The 20256-nt window shown below is 36.8% G+C and carries 21 protein-coding genes and 1 pseudogene; 7 read left to right on the forward strand and 15 right to left on the reverse strand.

From position 1 onward, the window contains the following. Positions 1-46 precede the first annotated feature (46 nt). The 4 genes from mnmC to MZO21_RS02300 are packed head-to-tail and all read right to left on the reverse strand — an operon-like array spanning position 47 to position 3455. Complete coding sequence (mnmC, locus tag MZO21_RS02285) at positions 47-1975, reverse strand: FAD-dependent 5-carboxymethylaminomethyl-2-thiouridine(34) oxidoreductase MnmC (protein ID WP_407061093.1); 1929 nt, start codon at positions 1973-1975, stop codon at positions 47-49. Positions 1976-2005: 30 nt separating this feature from the next. Next, complete coding sequence (locus MZO21_RS02290; RefSeq protein WP_248101585.1) at positions 2006-2506, reverse strand: hypothetical protein; 501 nt, start codon at positions 2504-2506, stop codon at positions 2006-2008. Between the two features lie 5 nt (positions 2507-2511). Then, the gene (locus MZO21_RS02295; protein ID WP_248101582.1) at positions 2512-2814 is read right to left on the reverse strand and encodes a YciI family protein; all 303 of its coding nucleotides are present in this window, start codon (positions 2812-2814) and stop codon (positions 2512-2514) included. A gap of 29 nt (positions 2815-2843) precedes the next feature. Then, complete coding sequence (locus MZO21_RS02300; RefSeq protein ID WP_154772079.1) at positions 2844-3455, reverse strand: septation protein IspZ; 612 nt, start codon at positions 3453-3455, stop codon at positions 2844-2846. 45 nt (positions 3456-3500) lie between these two features. On the opposite strand from MZO21_RS02300, the gene MZO21_RS02305 reads away from it, so the two are divergent. Then, the gene (locus tag MZO21_RS02305; RefSeq protein WP_248101580.1) at positions 3501-4352 is read left to right on the forward strand and encodes a PHP domain-containing protein; all 852 of its coding nucleotides are present in this window, start codon (positions 3501-3503) and stop codon (positions 4350-4352) included. 115 nt (positions 4353-4467) lie between these two features. Here the strand turns inward: MZO21_RS02305 and MZO21_RS02310 are convergent, their stop codons facing one another. Continuing rightward, positions 4468-5379: a bestrophin family protein gene (locus MZO21_RS02310; protein ID WP_154772080.1), complete on the reverse strand. Its 912-nt coding sequence runs from the start codon at positions 5377-5379 to the stop codon at positions 4468-4470. A gap of 73 nt (positions 5380-5452) precedes the next feature. Further along, a complete protein-coding gene (radC, locus tag MZO21_RS02315; RefSeq protein WP_154772081.1) occupies positions 5453-6145 on the reverse strand; it encodes a RadC family protein in 693 nt (230 codons plus the stop codon). A 113-nt stretch (positions 6146-6258) separates the two neighbouring features. On the opposite strand from radC, the gene coaBC reads away from it, so the two are divergent. Both coaBC and MZO21_RS02325 read left to right on the forward strand, forming a co-directional pair. Next, positions 6259-7533 (forward strand): bifunctional phosphopantothenoylcysteine decarboxylase/phosphopantothenate--cysteine ligase CoaBC, encoded by a 1275-nt coding sequence (gene coaBC / locus MZO21_RS02320; RefSeq protein ID WP_248101578.1) that lies wholly within the window; start codon positions 6259-6261, stop codon positions 7531-7533. 91 nt (positions 7534-7624) lie between these two features. Next, positions 7625-8014, forward strand: coding sequence for a cytochrome b562 (locus MZO21_RS02325; RefSeq protein WP_154772083.1), 390 nt, complete (start codon positions 7625-7627; stop codon positions 8012-8014). A gap of 55 nt (positions 8015-8069) precedes the next feature. Here MZO21_RS02325 and secB read toward each other — a convergent pair whose 3' ends face one another. The 4 genes from secB to rsgA form a co-directional block, all read right to left on the reverse strand. Further along, positions 8070-8525, reverse strand: coding sequence for a protein-export chaperone SecB (secB, locus tag MZO21_RS02330; RefSeq protein WP_154772084.1), 456 nt, complete (start codon positions 8523-8525; stop codon positions 8070-8072). 38 nt (positions 8526-8563) lie between these two features. Beyond that, positions 8564-8818: a glutaredoxin 3 gene (grxC, locus tag MZO21_RS02335; protein ID WP_154772085.1), complete on the reverse strand. Its 255-nt coding sequence runs from the start codon at positions 8816-8818 to the stop codon at positions 8564-8566. 24 nt (positions 8819-8842) lie between these two features. Next, complete coding sequence (locus MZO21_RS02340; RefSeq protein WP_171501208.1) at positions 8843-9250, reverse strand: rhodanese-like domain-containing protein; 408 nt, start codon at positions 9248-9250, stop codon at positions 8843-8845. Between the two features lie 94 nt (positions 9251-9344). Beyond that, positions 9345-10403, reverse strand: coding sequence for a ribosome small subunit-dependent GTPase A (gene rsgA / locus MZO21_RS02345; RefSeq protein WP_154772086.1), 1059 nt, complete (start codon positions 10401-10403; stop codon positions 9345-9347). Between the two features lie 123 nt (positions 10404-10526). Between rsgA and orn the strand changes: the two genes are divergently transcribed. From orn to MZO21_RS02360, 3 genes and pseudogenes are all read left to right on the forward strand, one after another. Continuing rightward, positions 10527-11084 carry an oligoribonuclease gene (orn, locus tag MZO21_RS02350; RefSeq protein WP_154772087.1) on the forward strand — a complete coding sequence of 186 codons (558 nt, stop codon included), beginning with the start codon at positions 10527-10529 and terminating at the stop codon, positions 11082-11084. Between the two features lie 167 nt (positions 11085-11251). Next, positions 11252-11985, forward strand: a pseudogene (locus MZO21_RS02355) (Bax inhibitor-1/YccA family protein). A gap of 143 nt (positions 11986-12128) precedes the next feature. Next, positions 12129-12935 carry an enoyl-ACP reductase FabI gene (locus tag MZO21_RS02360; protein ID WP_154772089.1) on the forward strand — a complete coding sequence of 269 codons (807 nt, stop codon included), beginning with the start codon at positions 12129-12131 and terminating at the stop codon, positions 12933-12935. 61 nt (positions 12936-12996) lie between these two features. On the opposite strand, the gene MZO21_RS02365 is transcribed toward MZO21_RS02360, so the two are convergent. From MZO21_RS02365 to MZO21_RS02375, 3 genes are read right to left on the reverse strand one after another with little or no spacing between them, the layout of a single operon-like run. Next, a complete protein-coding gene (locus MZO21_RS02365; RefSeq protein ID WP_248101577.1) occupies positions 12997-14415 on the reverse strand; it encodes an efflux transporter outer membrane subunit in 1419 nt (472 codons plus the stop codon). Between the two features lie 10 nt (positions 14416-14425). Continuing rightward, positions 14426-16408 (reverse strand): MacB family efflux pump subunit, encoded by a 1983-nt coding sequence (locus tag MZO21_RS02370; RefSeq protein WP_248101574.1) that lies wholly within the window; start codon positions 16406-16408, stop codon positions 14426-14428. 2 nt (positions 16409-16410) lie between these two features. Next, a complete protein-coding gene (locus MZO21_RS02375) occupies positions 16411-17730 on the reverse strand; it encodes a MacA family efflux pump subunit (RefSeq protein WP_248101603.1) in 1320 nt (439 codons plus the stop codon). A gap of 362 nt (positions 17731-18092) precedes the next feature. On the opposite strand from MZO21_RS02375, the gene MZO21_RS02380 reads away from it, so the two are divergent. Continuing rightward, positions 18093-18542 carry a bacteriohemerythrin gene (locus tag MZO21_RS02380; protein ID WP_154772092.1) on the forward strand — a complete coding sequence of 150 codons (450 nt, stop codon included), beginning with the start codon at positions 18093-18095 and terminating at the stop codon, positions 18540-18542. Here the strand turns inward: MZO21_RS02380 and holA are convergent. Both holA and lptE read right to left on the reverse strand, forming a co-directional pair. Continuing rightward, a complete protein-coding gene (gene holA, locus MZO21_RS02385) occupies positions 18539-19537 on the reverse strand; it encodes a DNA polymerase III subunit delta (RefSeq protein ID WP_154772093.1) in 999 nt (332 codons plus the stop codon). The genes MZO21_RS02380 and holA overlap by 4 nt on opposite strands. Before the next feature lie 16 nt (positions 19538-19553). Beyond that, positions 19554-20069, reverse strand: a complete 516-nt coding sequence (gene lptE, locus MZO21_RS02390; RefSeq protein ID WP_154772094.1) for an LPS assembly lipoprotein LptE — start codon at positions 20067-20069, stop codon at positions 19554-19556. Positions 20070-20256 lie beyond the last annotated feature (187 nt).

Here is a 20256-nt window from a genome sequence, read left to right on the forward strand (position 1 = left end):
CTTTTAAATTTTTAAGAATGTTAAAAGACTATTCTTAAAGATGAATTTAAGGCTGAGGCTTAAAGTAAGGCTTTTTTATTTTCACTTTCTTTTGAAAGCGCGTTGCACTTAATTTTTTAACTAAGTCTGATGGAGCAGGGCAAGCTTCACCTAAAATTTGCGCAGTTAAAATTTCACTGCATAAAGGAGCAAAAAGAAAACCTTTAGAGCCTAAACCTGCAAAGCTATAAATTTCATCTTCAGAATTTAGTTTTCCAAGAACAGGGAAGTAGTCTTGACTTTGAGCACGAACAGAAGCGCGCCCTTGCCAAGTCGAAACATCCGCTAAATTTTTTGCATATTCAGGAAATACACTGTGGATAAGATCATAGTTATGAACATGATCTTCTAATAAAACGTCGCTATCATCTCTATTTGGATAAAAAGACGCACCTAAAACTAAATGTTGAGTACCGAGTTGCATGCAATAACCACCATAACTTTGTGCTTGATGCATAGGTAATGGCTGATTTTCGTTATTTACCCAACTCACTTGTCCACGAATAGGTTTTAAAACAGGGTGATTTTCAAAAAAATCTGCATTATTACGCGCACTACAAACAATCACATGATCATAGCGATTTAATAATTCATCATTTGACCAAACAGCAACGCCATTTTCTGTTTGATTGATTCGTGTAATTTTAGCTTGTTCAAAATCAATTAAGGCATGATCTAATATTTGATCACGTAATTGGTGCGGTGAAACTGCACCTGCTTGTAATAAATTTAAGCTTGAATATTCAGTTGTTAATTCTTCATTTTTAATTTGAGCCGTCAATACATTTTGTGGATATTGATTGGCTAAATCTAATAGTTCATCTGCATTTTTTAACGCAATTTGATTAACCTGAATTGGGCGAAAAGCTTTAAAAAATTGATAATGACGTATGGCGTGTTGCCAAGCCAAAGTCATTAAATGTTCTGAACTTTGTTCAATTGGGCACAGTTTGGGGTTTAATAACGCAAGAGGATTACCAGAACCGCCCGAAAGAGGCGCTGATTGATCGTATATGGTGACTTTATGACCACGATTAGAAAATGCCCAAGCAGAACTTAAACCTGCTATTCCTGCGCCAATAATCGCAATTTGGCGTTGTTTAAATTCAGATTTATTGTTTTTCGAATCTGTTACATCTAAATTGGACGGTAAATTCGTTATTTGTTCGCTTACTTCTTCTAATTTATTTATGGTTTTAGGTGCTTCCCAAATGCCTTTTAACATTTCACGTTTATGTTTAAAACCACGAGGCCGCGAAATACTAATGCCATTTTGTTTTAAACCACGTTTAAGAACTCCCGCAACACTGAAAGATGAAAAAGTTGTTCCAATATCTGAAAGACGAACAATATTATTTAAAACTTGTTGCTCCCAAATATCTGGGTTGCAAGAGGGTGCAAATCCATCTAAAAACCAGGCATTTACAGAACAAGTTTTTTCTATAATAGGAAAAATATCGTGTGCATCACCTAGCCATAAATCTATAGAAAAACGCTCTTTAGCAAATGTAAGTCTATGACAACCTGCAATAGGTAGTGGATATTGCTCAATGAGTTGAGAAGATAGATCTCTTAATTCGGGCCAAACATTTAAAGCTTGAATTAAATCTTCTTTTTTTAGAGGGAATTTTTCTACAGAAATAACATGAAGATGACTATGATTGTGAGGTCGGACTTGTTGCCACAATTGCCATAAAGCAAGAATATTTAAACCTGTACCAAAACCTGTTTCACCTACGCAAAAATATTCAAAATCTTTTAAATTTTCTAAGCGTGTTGGTAAATCATTACCGTTTAAAAACACATGGCGAGTTTCTAAAAGACCATTATCTTTTGAGAAGTAAATATCGCCAAATTGTTTAGATACAGGAACATTAATTCCATCTACAAGTTGCCAATCGAGATCAGCAGTTTGAATTGCGTTAGACAAAACCACACAACCTTTTATCGAATATTAAAAGTTAAATTACCACTGACGACGACGTTTAGCATAGACATAGCTTGCAATTAAGAAGCCAAGTAATACACCAACCGCAAGTGTTGTAGCGCCATATAAAAACATTTGCGCGCTGCGTTCACTTTGTAGAACTTGAACCTGAACACCTAAATTATCATTTTTTAACTGTAATTCTTGGTTTTGGGTTAAAGCATCTAAATTGGCTTTTTCAAGTTGCTGTAAACGTGTTGTTTGATCATGCACTAAAGCTTTTACTTTCGCTTCTTGAAGCATTTTGTTTTTTGCAATTTGTTCAGCAGTAAGTTTTCTATTTTCGATATCTTGCGGAGAATTTCCTGAAATAGGATTACGCGTAGTCGTTGGTTTATTCGCAGGGATTGGCTGCAAAGGATTTTGTGCGACTACAACAGTAGCATTTTGAGATGGAGCTGCTTCGGTAGTTGGTTCCACCGCCCAAGCAGTTGAACACAATAGTGTGAAACTTAATGCACTAGAAACAACGATACGCATATACCTTATCCTTTAGGAAATGCTTTATTGAAAGATTTAATGTCAATATGACTATAAATGCCTTCTTTTAAGAATGGTTCTTCAGCCACCCATGCTTCAACTGCTTCACGGCTTTCGAAATCGACAATAATTGTGCTGCCGTAAAAACCAGCTTGAGGATTGTTTGGATCTTTAGGTAATGCACCTGCAACAATTAAGCGACCTTCATCATTTAATTGTTCTAATCGCGCTACATGCGCAGGACGAGTAGCTATACGCTTTTCTACTGTACCTTCGTTATCTGTACAGCTTAGGACGAATAATGGCATATTTTTAATCCAATTTTTTTATAAAATTCTTACTCAGATGTCTTAAAGTATTTTCTTAATACAATAAACTGAATAATGATAAAGGAAAACATCACAATCATGTCACCAAATGCAGTGAATTCACCCCAATATTTTCCATTTGCGAAAATAAAAGCAAAAAATACATGCAAAAATGACATTACTGCAAACATTGCAGTCCAAGCGTAGTTTAAGTTTTTCCAGCCTTTTTCATTCAAATTTAAGACAGAACCAAATAAACGTTGGATAAGTGGTTTCTTGTCTTTTGTAAAAAATGGAGAAAGCAAGAAAACACCAGCGAATACTAAATTAAGTAATGCTGCTTTTAATTTAATATAAAAGTCATCTGAAAGTATTAAGGTAATACCACCAAAAATAACCGTCATAAATAAAACAAGCCATTGTTGTTTATCTAAACGGAATTTTTGAGCAACAAATAAAGCGCCGTATACAACAAGCATTGAAATAATTAGACCCGTTGTTGCAACCAAAATATTATTGTTATCTACACCACCCGCAGATCCAATAAATTGTAAAAGAGGATGCTCAGTATTCTTAGGATCTACAGTTTTATATAAATAAAAGAAAATAATGAGTGGCACAAAGTCTAAAAGTGCTTTCATGTTAAAGTATCTGAATCTGATTAAATAATTGACATAGTATAAGTGATGGAAGGCATAGATTTACATACACATAGTAATATTTCTGATGGAACTTTGTCTCCAGAGCAACTTGTGCATGCTGCAATAGAAAAAGGCATACATACATTGGCTTTAACAGATCACGATACAATGGATGGTTTGGTTCTTGCACAGCAAGCTGTAGAAAATAATGCGCTTAAAATTATTTCTGGTGTGGAAATTTCAAGTCAGTGGTCACGTCCTTCAACTAAAAAATCTTATGGTGTTCATGTGGTTGCATTAAATATGCAAAATCCAGCACCGTTAAATGAGCTACTTGAACAACAAAAAATAATTCGTGCAGAACGAGCAAAACAAATTTGCGATTTGCTTATACCTTTAATTGGTGAAGATATCTATTTAGATGTGATTATAAAAGTGGATAACATCCCTGACCGCATTACAAGAACTCACATTGCGAAAACATTAGTTGAAAAAGGTTACGTTAGCCGTCCGCAACAAGCGTTCGATAAATATATTAAAGAAGGCAAAAAAGCCTACGTAAAATTTGATGGCTTAGGCTTGCAAGAAACTATTGATGTGATTCATCAAAGTGGTGGATTTGCTGTACTTGCACATCCTACACGTTACGATTTATCTGCAACGAATATTCGTTATTTAATTGAAATATTTTCCAAATTTGGTGGCGATGCTGTGGAACTTCCACCTGCAATTGAGCCTGCATCTACACGCCAAATGGTAGATAGAATGATTGCTGAATATAATTTGAAAGTTTCTGTAGGAAGTGACTTTCATGGTGACAATATGCCATGGATTAGATTAGGCAATATTCCTCGTCTAAAAGAAGGGCAAGTTGGAATATGGGAAAGTTTTTTTTAATTTATCTTTCCCTCATCCAAACCTTCTCCCTGAGCTATATATAGCGCAAGAGAAGGCACATCTTCTTCTTGTAGGTAATAAGAAACATTGTTTCATAAGGGGGACTGTAAACCGCTTACAGTAAATTGTGATCTTGAGCCTGAATAGGTGGTGGCGTTGGTTTGCCTAATGTTCCTAAAAGTTCAATTTCAATAGTTCTCACCATTGCATCTAAAGGTAAGTCATTGCTTTGTGTGCCAAAAGGTTCTTCAATTTCTGAACTTAAAGCATCTAAACCTAAAAATGTATATGCCAAAATACCCACCAAAAGTGGCGTAGCTAAACCTAATGTTGAACCCAAGCTAAATGGCAACATAAAGCAGAAAAAATAAACGGTACGGTTTAACAAAACAGAATAAGCAAAAGGTAAAGGCGTGGTTGCAATACGGTCACAACCTGTTTGAACTAAGCTGAGTTCCGTTACATGCGCATTCATTTGTGTGTAAATAATATCGGAAATTTCACCTTCTTTTAGGGCTTGCATAAGCTCCCATTGAATCAGGCTTAACGTGTATTGCGGTGCATTCACCTGTTGATAGAGTTGCGTTAAAGCCTGCTGACTCATACCACTCGTTTCCACAAGTTCAGTTGGGTTGGCTGTTTGATGGCGCAGTCGATCGCGCAGTACATTTGCAAAGACAATTACATGATGAATAACACGTTCACGACGACCTTGGCTGAGCATACGACAATCTCGGTCAAAGTGGCGCGCATTTGCAATGAGTAATCCCCAAAGTTTGCGTGCTTCCCACCAACGGTCATAACATGCGGAGTTTTTAAAGCCTAAGAAAATAGAAAGAACAACACCAATTAAGGTAAAACCAACAAGTGGTAATTCTGGAAAGTTCAAAAAGCCAATATAAGATAGACCACCAATAATGGTAGAAAGTAAAACTACGAAGCCTAAAGGTGGCAAAACTTTAGGTAAAATTGTACCTTTCCATGAAAATAAAAGCTTAAATATACTCGTTTGTTCTCGAACAATCATTTATTAGAATCATCACTATTTTGAGTTGATATTCGTAGTTAAAGAGTGAATTGTCAATCTTATTAACAAAAGCTTAATCAAATGTTAAAAGCTTTTGCTCTGCAAATGAAAATGTACCATTAGGTGAAATAATACAATGATCAATAAGTTGTATTTCGACCATTTCACAGGCTTTTCTTATTTGTTGTGTAAGTGATAAATCTGCATTTGATGGTTGAGCTAAACCAAATGGATGATTATGTGCAATGACTATAGATGTGGTGTGATGGCTAATTGCGAAACGTAGTAACTGATTAATTGATATTTCACAGGAATTAATCGATCCATAAAATAACTTTTTAAATGCAATTTTACGTAGGTTTGCATCTAAACATAAAACAGCAAAAACTTCTTGAACCTCGCCTAAAAGCTCAAATTTTAAAAAATCGAGTAATAATTTAGAATTACTGAGCTCTAATTTTTCTTGTTTTAAGTGTTGTGAAATATAACGACGACCTAATTCTTTAACTGCCATTAACTGTGCGTATTTGGTATTTCCTATTCCATGAAAATGTTTAACATCTTCCAAAGTTGCATCTAATAACGACGTAATATCACCAAAATGTTGAATTAATATTCTTGCCAATTCAACCGCAGAGTGTTGCTGTGAGCCTGAACGTAAAAAAATAGCGAGTAATTCTGCATCAGATAAGCTTGCTGCACCTTGTTGGATTAAACGTTCACGAGGGCGCTCTTGTTCAGGCCAATTTTTAATAGAAAAATTCATTGTTTTAAGTCTTATTTATTATAAATGTGTGTAATTTTTCCAAGTCACATACTTGGGAAAGCTAATATTTAATGATATTGTGAGCGCCACTGCAACAGAAAGGTAAACTGTTCGTGAGTTTTGACCTCAGTGTAATTCCAAATAAAAATATTATTGTCGCTGTAACAGGCGGTATTGCAGCGTATAAAAGCGCAATTTTAGTTCGTCGTTTAAAAGATGCGGGCTTTAATATTCGCGTTGTTATGACCAAAGGTGCACAAGCTTTTGTTACGCCACTCACATTTCAAGCTTTGTCAGGTAATTCTGTTCATACCGAATTATTAAACCCTGAAGCAGAAGCGGGAATGGGTCATATTGAACTTGCACGTTGGGCAGATTTAATTCTTGTTGCGCCTGCATCTTGTGACACTTTAGCAAAATTTGCCGCAGGTTTAGCAGACGATTTACTTTCCACATTATATTTAGCAACTAAAGCGCCTGTTTGGGTTGCTCCTGCAATGAATCAGCAAATGTGGGCTGCAAAAGCGACACAAAGAAATTTGAACACACTTGTTGAAGATGGTGTACACGTAATTATGCCTGACGCAGGTGCTCAAGCTTGTGGTGATGTCGGTTTAGGTCGTATGCCTGAACCTGAAGATCTTGCTTATCAAGTGATTAAGTACTTTCATCAAGCACAGCGCACCATTGCTGAAAAATTCGGACAGTTGGCAGGTAAGCATGTGGTGATTACCGCAGGGCCTACACGAGAATCAATAGATCCTGTTCGCTATATTTCAAATCATAGTACAGGGAAAATGGGCTTTTCTTTGGCTGCTGCATGTTATGCGGCAGGTGCAAAAGTCACGCTTATTGCAGGGCCTGTGAGTTTAGATACACCAAATGGCGTGCGCCGTATTAATGTGCAATCTGCGGTAAAAATGTTAGATACAAGTATGCAGTTGCTTGATGAAGGTTGCGATATCTTTATTGCGACAGCAGCCGTTGCAGATTACCGTGTGGCTGAAGTTGCAGAACATAAAATTAAAAAATCAGGCGATGAGCTGAACATTTCACTCATTAAAAACCCTGATATTGTGGCAACCATTGCACAGCAAGAAAAGCGTCCATTTATGGTCGGCTTTGCAGCTGAAACACGTAATGTTGAGGAATATGCAGCAGGAAAATTGGTTGCTAAAAAACTCGATATGATTGCATGCAATGATGTTTCACGTGTAGATATTGGTTTTGCATCGGATGAAAATGCAATGACCGTATTTTTTGCAGAACATTATCAAATGCAAAAACGTGATTTAGAAAAAGCCTCTAAACAGGAAATTTCACAGCAATTGGTTGATGCAATTCATGATGCTTTAAATCGTGAACCTGAAACAGAAGAAGATTTTTAATCTTTAGTATTTAAATTACAGTTCTAAAATTTTATTCCATATTAAATGCAGCCTAGGCTGCATTTTTTGTGCAAACTCAAAAGGAAAAGGAATGAACAAATTTTTAAAAGTAGGATTATTTAGTGCTACATTTTTATTCATAGGTGTGGCACACGCTGTACCACTTGAAGATGCAATGAAATCTTTAGCAAAAAACTCAAAAGCATTTGAAAAAGCACAAACAGTTGAGCTTGCACAAACAGCATTAGATGAAATGGTAAAAGCAACGCAATTGGCAAAGCAAAATAAGCCTAAAAAATTAAAAAAATTGGCAGAAACAGATACGAAGATTATTGCTTATGAAGCGCAATTTAATCTTTTACTCAATGAAATTCAGCATGCACAAAAGCTTGTACAAGAAAATAAATTAGATGAAGCGAAACAGGTTTCAAGCAAATTTGATGAAATTAAGAAACAAGGACATAAGGCGTATCGGTTTTAACATTTCATTATTTCAAAAAAAAGACCGCATTTAGCGGTCTTTTTTAGCTTTAAGCTTATGCATTGCCTTCGGCAGCAGCAGCTTGAGCACGTTTCATATTTTCTTCAAACTCTGCATCAAAGTTGATTGGAGTAAGAAGTAATTGAGGGAAGCTACCCTTTGTTACCATGTCATTTACAGCTTCGCGTAAGAATGGGAACAAAATGTTCGGGCAGTATGCACCAAGAATATATGGAAGACGTTCTTCTTCAACCGAATCTACTAAGAAAATACCAGATTGAGTCACATCAACAATAAAAGCTGTTTCGCCAGCATTTGTTGCTTGAACAATTACTTTTAAACCAACTTCAAAATGTGTGTCATCAATTTTTTCAGCAGAAGATGAAAGGTTGATGCTTAATTCAGGTTCCCATGCTTTTGTGAAAACATGAGCGCCAGGTACTTCAAAAGAAATATCTTTAGTGTAAATACGTTCTAATGCTAATTGTGGTTGAGTTTCTTGTTCACTCATTATTGGATCCTTGATATTTTAAAGTTAATTATAAAAAATTATGCGACTAAGTGGTCTAACTTCGCTTCACGGTCTAAAGCATAAAGTTGGTCAAAGCCACCAATAAATTGATCTTCAATAAAAATCTGTGGAACAGTGCGGTGGTTGGTGCGTTGCATCAACTCAATACGTGCTTCAGCAGGTTCTTGTGATAAATTAATTTCTTTGTATTCGATGCCTTTACGCTCAAGAAGTTGTTTTGCACGAACGCAATAAGGACATGAATTTGTTGAATAAATAGTCACTTTAGCCATTCTATTTTGCTCCTGAGTCGTAAATTATTTTGCTTTAATCAGTGGTAAGCCTTGAGCTTTCCAATTGCTAATACCGCCATCTAAACGGTAAGCATCTGCATGACCTACTTGTTGTAGTGCAGTACCAGCAACTTGACCTAAATTACAGATAAACACGATAGGGCGTTCAGCTGTTTTTAGCTCTTCAACATGACTTGTAATTTTGCTGTAAGGAATATTACGGCTGCCACTAATATGACCTTCACGGAAATCTTTAGCGTCACGTAAATCTACAAGCATTGCATTTTTAGCTTTAACTAAAATGCCTAAAGATTGAGGAGAGATCTTACGACCATTACGTTGGCCTTCTAAAATAAAGAACAACACTACAAGTACAGCAAGTGTTCCAAATAAGAGGGGATGATTCCCCATAAACTCGAACCAACGTTCCACAAATCACCTAATTACAATTTAATATTGTCAAAGAGTATAGCCTATAAATATGGCGATCAAAATCGCATCTTCAAGGGCTATTGTTGAATTAAAATTAATTTTTTTGCTGAGCCTCAGCAATTTCATCAATTAAGCGTAAAAAACTGTCTAAACGACGTGGCAGAATTTCACCATTTTGCGCAGCTAAACGAAGCGCACATTGTTTTTCATGTTTATGTGTGCAATTTCTGAATTGGCAATAACCTAAAAGTTTGTCAATTTCAGGGAAGCCTTCTTGAACTTTATCTGCATTTAAATGCCATAAACCAAATTCACGAATTCCCGGTGAGTCAATGAGCGCAGCACCATCACCAAAGCCAATCAGGCGGGTAGATGTTGTTGTGTGCTGACCAAGTGCCGAGTTTTCAGAAATGATATTGGTCTTTTGCGTTGCATCGGGAACAATGGTGTTAATAATTGAGCTTTTACCCACACCCGATTGACCAACAAAGGCAACGGTTTCACCTGCTAATCTTTCAGCAAGTTTAGATACATTATCCATAGACTGCGTAAGCATGATTTCATAGCCTAAATCTTGGTATTCTTTTACCAAGTCTAGAATAGGATCATTTTCTTTGAGTAAATCGGTTTTATTAAGTACCAATAATGCAGGAATTTTTGCATCTGCACAGGCTACTAAATAACGATCGATTAAACCCGGAGCGGGTTCAGGAAGTGGAGAAAATACAATCACAATTAAACTAATGTTTGCTGCGACAGGCTTCACTTTGTGGTAACGATCTGGTCGTGTTAGTAAAGATTGACGAGGATGGATGGCAGTAATAATGCCTAAACCTGTAATTGGGTCGGCTTGCCATTTTACGCGGTCGCCAGTCACCAATAATTCTAAATTGGTACGTGTATGACAACGCCAAACACTACCTAACTCAATAGCTTTCCAAAAAGGTTCAGGTTCGCCATCTTTTACAATTGGTTTTTCAGGATGTACGTCAGGAGTCGAAAGCGTTTGTACTTCAAGTTGTCGACCATAATGTTGAACAACTAGACCTTCTAAATCATTTGAAGTATCTAAATCTTCTTGACGTGTTTTGTGTTGTTTCTCAATACGACGTTGTTGCTGTTCGGTTAAACGTCGTTTACGAATTAAAGCCATTCATGTCCTAAAAAACCTTGAATCTAAGATGGCAAAAATAGCACGAAGAAGGGGGGCAATTACAGCTATCATTCGAGAAATTTGCTACTATATTGTTTTTAAGCCTAATAAGATTGCACATTTATGAGCAGCACGCCTGATACACGCCTCATTTGGATTGACCTAGAAATGACAGGTCTAGATACAGATAACGACGAAATTATTGAAATTGCGACGATTGTGACAGACGATAATTTAAATATTTTGGCAGAAGGTCCTGTGCTTGCTATTCATCAGTCTCCAATTAAGCTAAATGCAATGGATGAGTGGAATACGCGTCAACATGGGCAATCTGGTCTCATTGAGCGTGTGCGTCGTAGTAAACTGACTGCACGAGATGCAGAGTTACAAACGCTTGAATTCTTAAAAAAATGGGTAGATCCAAAAACATCTCCAATGTGCGGTAACTCGATTTGCCAAGATCGCCGTTTTATGCACCGTTTAATGCCTGAATTGGAACAATTTTTCCATTATCGTAACTTAGACGTATCTTCTGTAAAAGAATTAGCAAAACGCTGGCGCCCAGAAATTATGGGTGGCTTGAAAAAGAATGCATCACATTTAGCAATGGATGATATTCGTGACTCAATTGCAGAGCTTAAATACTATCGTCAATATTTCTTTATTATGAATAAAGACTAATGTGTTGATGTGTTTGATAGGAAAGGGGCAAAAGCCTCTTTTTTATTGGCTGATGATTAAAAAATGAGTATAATTTATACAGGTTACAAAAAATATTTACGTCATTCATTTTGATGAAGATGATTACGTATAAAATTGAGCAATGAATTATAACAACGAGCTTTATTATGCAAAGTAATAACCCTATTTTAACGCGTGTTGAAATCCAACACAATTACTCTCAGCCGATGACTATTCAAGGCGCTATTCAAAAGGCAACACTTCTTACTGTAATTTCGGCAGTGGTTGGTGTGTCATTTTTCTTTTATGTTTTTATGACGGCTAATTTGTCTCTTGCATATACAGGCGCAATGGTAGGTGCATTGGTGGTTTAATTCTTGCCTTAATTGCAACATTTAAACCCAATACAGCACGCACTTTAGCTATTCCTTATGCATTATTTGAAGGTGCATTTTTAGGTGGTATTTCTGTTGTTTTCCAATTGAAATATCCAGGTGTTCCTTTGCAAGCGTTATTGGCAACATTCGTAACCACTTTTGTTATGTTTGGCTTGTATAAATATAGAATTGTGCGTGCGACTGAAAAATTCAAATCTGTTGTAATGTCTGCATCAATTGCTATTGCCATTGTATTTGTTGTGCAATTTGTTATGCGTATGGCTTTTGGTTCAAGCATTCCATTCTTATTTGAAACAAGTCCATTAGGTATTGGTTTTGCTGCATTTGTTGCAGTAATTGCATCTTTAAATTTAATTTTAGATTTCGATTTAATTGAAAATGGTGCAGCACAAGGTGCACCTAAAGCAATGGAATGGTTGTCTGCAATTGCGTTATTGGCAACATTGGTTTGGATGTATTATTCATTCTTACGCTTGTTGGGCATGCTCAATAGCGACGACTAATTTAAAAATTAGAAACAAAACGCTCCACATTAGGGGCGTTTTTTATATTTAAATGAAGGGAAATGAAAAAAGATGCATTATGCAATTTAGTAATTTCTAAATTTTAGGCATTATGTGAACAGATTATATTAAGTGAGAGTCTCATGGCACAAGGATTATTAGCAGGTAAACGCTTCCTCATCGCAGGTATTGCAAGCAAATTATCAATTGCATTTGGTATTGCAGAAGCGCTTCATCGTGAAGGCGCAGAGTTAGCTTTTACTTACCCAAATGAAAAACTAAAAAAACGTGTAGATGATTTTGCTGCACACTTTGGTTCAACTTTAGTATTTCCTTGTGATGTAGGCGTTGACGCTGAAATTGACAGTGCTTTTGCAGAACTTGCAAAACATTGGGACGGTTTAGATGGTCTTGTGCATTCAATTGGTTTTGCACCTGCACATACTTTAGATGGCGACTTTACAGACGTAACTGACCGTGACGGTTTTAAAGTTGCGCATGACATTAGTGCATATAGCTTCATTGCGATGGCGCGTGCTGCTAAGCCTTTATTGGCTGCTCGTCAAGGTTGCTTATTAACGCTGACTTACCAAGGTTCTGAGCGTGTTATGCCTAACTACAACGTAATGGGTATGGCAAAAGCATCTTTAGAAGCTGGCGTACGTTATTTAGCTTCTAGCTTGGGTGAAGAAGGTATTCGTGTAAACGCGATTTCTGCGGGTCCTATTCGTACACTTGCGGCTTCAGGTATTAAATCTTTCCGTAAAATGTTAGATGTTAACGAAAAAGTTGCACCGCTTAAACGTAACGTAACTATTGAAGACGTTGGTAATGCTGCATTGTTCTTATGTTCACCTTGGGCAAATGGTATTACAGGCGAAATTTTATATGTAGATGCTGGCTACAATACTGTAGGTATGAGCGCATCGCTAATGATGGATAGCGAATAAGTCTCACTATAAATGACGTATAAAAAACGGTGCATAAGCACCGTTTTTTATGGCTTTAATTTTATGGTAATTGCTTAATTGGGCTACCACCTAAAGCTTGCATTAACGTTACATATGCATTGTATTGGCTCTGCTTAGTCGAAACTAAATTCAATCGTGCTTCACGTGCAGTCTTTTGAGCATCCAATAAATTTTTTAATGCAATTGCGCCGTTGTTGTAGCGAACTTGCGTTAGGCGTTCCGTTTTTTCAGCAAGTTGAACATTACGTTCTTGCAAAGAAACCTGTTTATCTAACTCATTACGTGCAGATAAGGCATTTTCAACATCAGCAAATGCTTTATACATTGTTTGACGATATTGAATAATCGACTTTTCATATTCAAGTTCATTTACTTTTAAATCACGTTTCATATCATTCCATTGTAAAAATGGAAGCGATAATCCTGCACCTAAAAGAGCAGTAGGATTTGAAAGAATTTGGGCAAGTGATGTATTGGTTGTGCCGCCAGTTGAAAAGCTACCTGTTAAGCTAATAGATGGATAATATTTTGCTTTATTGGCATCTTTATTGGCTAAAGCTTTACGTAAACGTAATTCTGTTGCTTTTAAGTCAGGGCGACGTGATAAAAGTTCAGCAGGCAAGCCGGAAGAAATTTCAGGTAATTTAGACTGCGGTAATTTTGCAGGTTCATTAATATTTAATTGTTGAACAGGTATATTTAAAAGCACAGCTAAAGCGGTACGTGCTTCTACTTTTTGCTGTTCAATTTGGCTTAAACTTGCTTTTTGACTTTGAACAGCTTGTTCAGCTGAAGTTAAATCTAAACCTGAAACTGCACCTGCGCGGTATTGGGTTTGAACCAATTCATAGGTTTTTTGCGTACTTGCTAGGTTTTGATTAGCAACAGAAAGACGCTCATTTAAATAGCCCAATTGCCAATAAAGTTGAGCTGTTGTTGCAATTAAACTTTGCGCTGTCGCTTGTAAGTCTTGTTCAGAAGCCAAAGCTTCCCAACGTGAAGCTTGAGTTTGATTGGCAAGTTTTCCAAATAAATCTAACTCATAACTTAAGCCAGGATAGCTCAGCGAAATACCATTTGAAGAATCGCCATCACCATCTAGGCTAAAGCGGTGTTTGGCAGAAGCACCAGCATCCCCAACGCGAATACCTTGTTGGCTTTGAGATTGCTTTGCTTGAATTCGCGCTTGTTGTAAGTTAATTCCTGCAACGGCTAAATCACTGTTTGCAGCAAGAACTTTGTCGACCAATTGGTTAAGCTGAACGTCATTAAATAAAGTCCACCATTGATCTGCATAAGCATCTGCATGAATTTGTTTGCTTACATTTTTTGAGTTTTGAAAGCTAGATGGCGTAGCAATATTCGGCTGTTCATAAGGTGATTTCACCAAAGCAGCGCAACCTACCAATGAACTACTCAGAATCAAAGCACTTGCAAGCTTAGTTAAATGTGTTTGCATGATTATTTCCTTATTCTCTAGAGAGTGCATCGACGGGGTTAAGTTGAGCAGCGTTGCGTGCAGGAATAAAGCCAAATACAATACCAATTAAGCTTGAACATACAAAGGCTGCAACAATTGACGTTGTTGAATATGCCATTTGGAATGATCCGCCTGCAAAATGCGTAATAAGTTGACCAATTCCTAAAGATAAAAGAACACCTAAAATACCGCCTAAAATACAGACCAAAATAGCTTCAATAAGGAATTGCTGCAAAATGTCGCTTTGGCGTGCGCCAACAGCCATGCGTACCCCAATTTCTTGGGTACGTTCTGTTACGGAAACAAGCATAATATTCATTACGCCAATACCACCAACAATAAGCGAAATAACCGCAATTGCTGAAATGAGCAAAGTCATTGTTTGTGTAGTTTGCTGAATGGTTTCACGAATACTGTCAGAGTTTTGGGTAAATACATCCTGAGCACCGTGCCGTTGCTCAAGTAAACTTAGAATGGCATTTTCTGCAACATGACTTGGGTATTCATCTTTAATACGGACAATAATGCTTCGTACGTTAGATTGACCTAACATTCGACTCATTACAGTTGAATAGGGAAGATATACATTAAGGCTGTCAGCATTTCCCATCATGCCTGTTTGAGCATCTACCACACCAATAATACGGCTTGGTACGCTACCTAAAAGTACAACTTGTCCAACAGGATTGATGCCATCGCTAAAAAACTTGTTTTGAGTATTGGTATCAATGACAACATCTTGTGCTTGTTGAATAACACTGTTCTTATCGAAAGCCTGACCCGACTTAAAACTTAAACCTTTTACATAAAAGAAGTCTTCGCTTACTCCATTTACAGTTGTAGCTGCCTCAATATCTTTGAAGCGAGCTGTCACATTCGAGTTTACAGACGGACTTACACCGTCTACATAGGGTTGCTCTGAAAGTGCATCACCATCTGCAGGAATAAGTGTTTTAACCTGCGAGGCTCGTGAGTTATCACCAAAACCACGACCTTGATAAATGGTGATGGTGTTGGTGCCTAAGCTACTAATGTTTTGTAGAATTTGCTTTTGTGAGCCGTTACCTAAAGCAACAACAGACACCACCGATGCAATACCAATAATAATTCCGAGCATAGTCAGGAACGTTCGCATGCGATGTGCATTCATGGCTAAAAGTGCCATACGGAATGCTTCACCCAAACGATCTACAACAGAACGCCATGCAGGAATTTTCTTTTGTGGTGCGCGAACTAAAGTTTGTTTCTCTAGTACCTCATCTTCAGAAATTTCAGGTGTATTAGCTTGATCGGAAATAATATTTCCGTCACTAATTTCAATAATACGTGTGGCATTTTTAGCAACATTGTGGTCATGTGTAACTAAAATGATGGTGTGACCTTTGGCATTAAGTTCACGTAAAATACGCATCACTTCAATACCACTATTCTTATCGAGTGCACCTGTTGGTTCATCTGCAAGAATAACATCGCCACCGTTCATTAGTGCACGGGCAATAGAAACACGTTGTTGCTGACCACCTGAAAGTTGGCTAGGTCTATTTTGAGTTTTATCGGCTAAACCTAAATCTGATAATAATTGTTTTGCACGTTCTTGGCGTTCATGTGCATCTGCACCTGCGTAAATTGCAGGAACTTCCACATTTCCTGTTGCATTTAAATCACCAAGGAGGTGATAGCGCTGAAAAATAAAGCCAAAATATTCACGACGTAATTGTGCAAGTTCATCGGGTTCTAGTTCGCGTGTTTCACGTCCACTAACTTTGTAGCTGCCTTCGGTTGGCTGATCTAAACATCCAAGAATATTCATGAGTGTAGATTTACCAGAACCTGATTGACCTACAATGGCAACAAGTTCGCCAGGATAAATTTCTAAATTTACCCCTTTAAGAATCTGAACGGTTGTTTCGCCTGCGGGAAATTCACGAGTCAGATTCTTGACCTCTAGTAGAGGCTTTAAATTTTGACTCATAATTACATTCTCATCCCTGGACCACCACTGCGTTTAGCAGCATTATTTGATGTGTCCGAGCCATCAGCAATAACAACTTTGTCACCTTGCTTTAAGCCACGTAAAACTTGTGCAGTAACACGGTTATTTAAACCAATTAATACAGGTTGTGGTTTTGCAGTACCATCAGCTTGAACAACACGAACCATACTTACAGTGGCTTTACCATTTTGTACCAATTGTTTTTCTGCTGCTGTTAATTCAAAGCGTTTTGGATGATCTGAATTTTCACCCTTACTAGTAGGTCGTTCAGTTTGAGTATTATTGGTATTATTTGGTGCTCTGCGTTGTGGACGATTTGATGCCTGAATAGCAGCAGCAGGAACAGTGAGCGCATTTTTTGCTTCATCTAAAATAATATAAACCTGCGCTGTCATATCAATACGCAATTTGCCATCTTCATTTGGCACGTCAAATAATGCGTTGTAATAAACAGCAGTACTTGTAGATGATGAAGATGTATTGCTGTCTGAATTAATAGATTTTGGTGCAGGTTCTACTTGACGAAGTTTTGCGTAAATTTTCTTTTCGCTATTCCCTAAAGTTGTGAAATAAACAGATTGACCTTCCTCAACTTTCATAACATCTGCTTCAGAGATTTCAGCCTTAATGGTCATTGTGTCCAGTTTTGCTAATTTCACAATGGTCGGTGCGCTTTGGTTTGCATTCACCGTTTGGCCTTCTTCAGTCACAATCGCAACAATAGTGCCATCCATAGGTGCAAGAATTTGTGTATAGCCTAAATCTTCTTTAGCGGTTGCAAGTGTTAAGCGAGATTGCTCAATTTGAGCACTAATAGCAGTGATGTCTGCTTGTGCTGTTTTATAGCTTGCCAAAGCACTTTCTAATTCTGCACGAGAAGTTGCATCTTGTGCATACATTGCTTTTTGGCGGTTATATTCAGATTCTACTTTTACTAAATTTGCTTGTCTAACTGCAAGTTGAGCTTGTTGATTTTTAATGCTTGCTTCTGCCGTTTTTAAATCATTTTCTTGGCGTACAGAATCAATTTGAGCAATAAGTTGACCTTGTTTTACTTGATCGCCCAATTCCACATACATTTTTTTAACTTGACCTGAAACCTGAGCGCCAACGCTTACCATTTTGGTTGCTTCAAGTACACCAGTTGCTAAAACAGCATTTTCAATATCACCACGGCTAACTTCGGCTGTAATGAATTGAGGCGTTTCTTGTTTTGGTTTTAAAAAATACCAAGCAGTAAGAGCAATTGCTAATGCACAAACAGCGATAATAAAGATTTTAGTCGGTTTTATTTTTGGCATGGTCATGAGGAGCATTAAATATAATGTTCTAAGTATAAAAGTTAATTGCGGATAAATCGTGAATTTATATTTGTATATTCATGCAAATAAGAATTATTGGATATTTATAATATATTTAAGTATAACTTGATAAGTAACGTTATTTTTTTTGAAAAAAATGAAATATATTAATAATAACTTAACATTTTCATATATTTATACGCCAAAAGTATAATGAAAAATATCGTAATAAAGTAACATTTTGTATGGGAAATAATCAATTGTGTTTATATGATCTAATTGCCAATTTAACCTTATGGCATTTTTTTTTAATGGTTCATATAAAAATTAGCGTATTGGAATACGTGAATTGGGGATAACAAATGGAATGGAATGATACATTCAATATAGGGATTGACGTGATTGATCAACAACATCGTCAAATATTGGACTATATTAATATTTTAGAGCAAATTCGAGTGACTGGAGATAAGTCTAAAATTAAAGAAGTTTTAGACGATTTAATTGATTATACACAGTCACATTTTACTTTCGAGGAAAACCTTTTAGAACAAGTGAATTATCAGTTTTTGCCATCGCACCGTGGTATACATGAATTATTTGTAAAAAAATTAATTGGTTATCGTCAAAAATTTGATATGGGGATTTCAGTTGAAGGTGATTTACATCGCTTGTTGTCGAAGTGGTTGATTAACCATATTCGTCATGATGATCAAGATTATGTTGATGCTGTTCGTGACAATATGTTGCGTTATTTACGTACACAAGAAGAGAAGAAAGGAAAAGGCTGGTTCGCTCGTTTTTTCAGTTAAGCTGAAAAGGGTTGAAATAGCTCTTTACCACACATACTTGAAATGGCTTGCAATATAAGATGTTCAGGATTTTCGGATCCTGAACCTTTAATAGAGGAATCAATTCTTAATAATAAAGTTGGCCAGTTCAAAAATGCTTGTGGATTGAGTCTGCGTAGTGCTTGCTGATAAGCACTAACCTTAGTTTTCCAAATACCCAACTGTAATGCATTATGAGGCTGTTCAAAAAGCTGCATAAGCAAACGCATTTCTTTGCTAATGCTCCATAAAATAAGGCTAGATGGTTCGCCTGAAGCAATTAAATATTGAAATATTTTTATAGATTGAGCTAAATTTCCAGCCAGTAGGGCATCGCTTAAATCGAACGTGCTATAACGAGATTGATCTTGCAAACATGCATATAAATGATCAATTTGAATAACTTCAGCATCTGCAAAAGTATCTCGAACACGCATTAAACTATTTTTTGCAGCAAGTAAGTTATGTTCATGATGTTGTTCTAGCCATTGCCAAGCATCATTTGCGAGTTGAATTCCTAGCTTTTGAGCTTCAACTGCTAATATTTGCTGACGATCTTTTGGATAGTTTGCAGTTAATGCAACGTTTACACCATTGGCATCAATCACTTGGAAAAAGCTTGTTTTGAGACTACTACTATCTTGTTTTGGCATTACCACTAAAAGTAGGTTTTGCTCATTGTGTTGCAAATAGTTTTTGAGTTCTTTAAGACCGCTCGCATCGGGCTTAATGTTGCCATGAACTTCAATGGCAAGCTGATTAGAAAATAAAGATAAGCTATTTAAAGCATTAAAGACGGTTTTCCAATCGCTCACACTTGTAATGTCGTAGCGTTGACGTTCAATTTCTTGCTTTTGCCAACTGCTACGAAATGCATCTATTAAGTTTTGCTCAAGTAAAGGTTCTTGACCATGTAACACCCAAGCGCCACGAGCTTCATCGATACGTTTTAGTGCTTGAAGATAGTCAAGTTTCATTACTTTAGCCTAGTTTTTATTGTGCAGGAGTAAGCGGTTTTAAGCGGTTAGATGAAATTTGGCGAACAATTTGTTGTGCAACATCATCAACAAGAACTTCAGATAAATAATTGAATTCTTGATCCTCTGTATTTACCGTTTCTTCATTATATTGATAGCTGCGAGTAGCCGTAATAGTACGAGGTTCAGTTAGTGGATTGCCTTGAGCATCATCAATACGGAATGTGATATTTAAACGAATAATGTTTTCACGTAATTTACCTGAAAGTTCTAATTTACGTGGAGAGTAGTCTAGAACATGTAATGTATATGCATCGCTTTCATTACTTAGTTTTACACCTGCAGATGTTAAGTAAAGCGATAATTTTTCTTCTAAAGTATCTGTATTTGCAGGTAAAACGATATTCATTTTTGAATATGCCACAGGAACACTTGATGGGTTTGTACCTTTTAAATGAAAGCCACAACCAACTAAGCCTGCACTTAGACCCAAAGTTAATACAATTGCTGCAACACGTTGTCCTAAATACATGCGATGTCCTCTCATTTATATTCCATTTAAGGAAGAATTTTTTTAAGCGTTATTGATTGTAAAGTCAAAGCCCGTTGGCTGGCAACGGGCTTTGTTTGTGAATTGTGAAATCCTTATGTTCCCCTCTTTTTCAAAGAGGGGTTAGGGGAGATTAAATCCCTCCAAACCTCCCTTTGATAAAGGGAGG

Source organism: Acinetobacter portensis (genome assembly GCF_023158935.1).
In the GTDB taxonomy this organism is placed as follows: domain Bacteria; phylum Pseudomonadota; class Gammaproteobacteria; order Pseudomonadales; family Moraxellaceae; genus Acinetobacter; species Acinetobacter faecalis.

Coding starts and splice junctions, on each gene's coding strand:
- lptE (WP_154772094.1), bottom strand. CDS start 20,069: ATGTATTTAGGACAACGTGTTGCAGCAATTGTATTAACTTTGGGTCTA.
- MZO21_RS02375 (WP_248101603.1), bottom strand. CDS start 17,730: ATGCCAAAAATAAAACCGACTAAAATCTTTATTATCGCTGTTTGTGCA.
- MZO21_RS02295 (WP_248101582.1), bottom strand. CDS start 2,814: ATGCCATTATTCGTCCTAAGCTGTACAGATAACGAAGGTACAGTAGAA.
- MZO21_RS02325 (WP_154772083.1), top strand. CDS start 7,625: ATGAACAAATTTTTAAAAGTAGGATTATTTAGTGCTACATTTTTATTC.
- holA (WP_154772093.1), bottom strand. CDS start 19,537: ATGAAACTTGACTATCTTCAAGCACTAAAACGTATCGATGAAGCTCGT.
- secB (WP_154772084.1), bottom strand. CDS start 8,525: ATGAGTGAACAAGAAACTCAACCACAATTAGCATTAGAACGTATTTAC.
- MZO21_RS02380 (WP_154772092.1), top strand. CDS start 18,093: ATGGAATGGAATGATACATTCAATATAGGGATTGACGTGATTGATCAA.
- grxC (WP_154772085.1), bottom strand. CDS start 8,818: ATGGCTAAAGTGACTATTTATTCAACAAATTCATGTCCTTATTGCGTT.
- orn (WP_154772087.1), top strand. CDS start 10,527: ATGAGCAGCACGCCTGATACACGCCTCATTTGGATTGACCTAGAAATG.
- MZO21_RS02310 (WP_154772080.1), bottom strand. CDS start 5,379: ATGATTGTTCGAGAACAAACGAGTATATTTAAGCTTTTATTTTCATGG.
- MZO21_RS02370 (WP_248101574.1), bottom strand. CDS start 16,408: ATGAGTCAAAATTTAAAGCCTCTACTAGAGGTCAAGAATCTGACTCGT.
- MZO21_RS02360 (WP_154772089.1), top strand. CDS start 12,129: ATGGCACAAGGATTATTAGCAGGTAAACGCTTCCTCATCGCAGGTATT.
- radC (WP_154772081.1), bottom strand. CDS start 6,145: ATGAATTTTTCTATTAAAAATTGGCCTGAACAAGAGCGCCCTCGTGAA.
- MZO21_RS02300 (WP_154772079.1), bottom strand. CDS start 3,455: ATGAAAGCACTTTTAGACTTTGTGCCACTCATTATTTTCTTTTATTTA.
- MZO21_RS02305 (WP_248101580.1), top strand. CDS start 3,501: ATGGAAGGCATAGATTTACATACACATAGTAATATTTCTGATGGAACT.
- rsgA (WP_154772086.1), bottom strand. CDS start 10,403: ATGGCTTTAATTCGTAAACGACGTTTAACCGAACAGCAACAACGTCGT.
- MZO21_RS02365 (WP_248101577.1), bottom strand. CDS start 14,415: ATGCAAACACATTTAACTAAGCTTGCAAGTGCTTTGATTCTGAGTAGT.
- MZO21_RS02290 (WP_248101585.1), bottom strand. CDS start 2,506: ATGCGTATCGTTGTTTCTAGTGCATTAAGTTTCACACTATTGTGTTCA.